Annotated in this window: 1 protein-coding gene; it reads right to left on the bottom strand. The window is 38.5% G+C overall.

Annotated elements, in window-relative coordinates; translation table 11 throughout:
- Positions 1–553 (bottom strand): aminoglycoside phosphotransferase family protein (locus tag AC1DTM_RS31090; protein ID WP_477001775.1); only part of this gene is annotated, 553 nt, incomplete at both ends.

The following is a 553-nucleotide window of genomic DNA, read 5'->3' as shown; positions in this document are numbered from 1 at the left end:
GTGCTTCGGTTCGTCCACACAATATCCGCCGGGAATGTCCTCGCTGCATACAATGAATACAGTTTCCAAAAATGGAGCGACGGATCACCTCCGCAATAACCGTGAACTTGTCCAACCGCAAATGGTTTGCTTATTCTCGTAGTAAAAATCGCTACGTTATAAAAATCGTGTATTGGATCGCCAAAATCATATCCCCCAAAATCGATAACGATAAACTCCTTATTATGAATCATACTATTTGCTGGATGGAAGTCATCGTGTAAAAATGTGATTGGACAATTTTTCAATAAATCTTTATGATTTTTTACAAAGGTTAATACGGGCTTCAAATCCAGAAAGTTCACCCCATAACCTGCTAATGCTTCTATATATCTTTCGTACTTATTCCATCTAATTGTTTCCCATTTATTACTTGCACTTTCTCTTTCAATTGAGTGAATCCTCTTTAGTACTTCTCCTGCTTTTCTTCCTGCATTATACTGTTCTTCCGCCGATAGCTTACTTAAGCCCTCTTCACCATTTACACCTCGGGTCCATTCAAATACTTGAACAC

The organism is Bacillus sp. P4_D3, from assembly GCF_056401855.1.
Note: the sequence above shows the minus strand (reverse complement) of the source record. Positions and strands in the feature narration are given on the sequence as shown.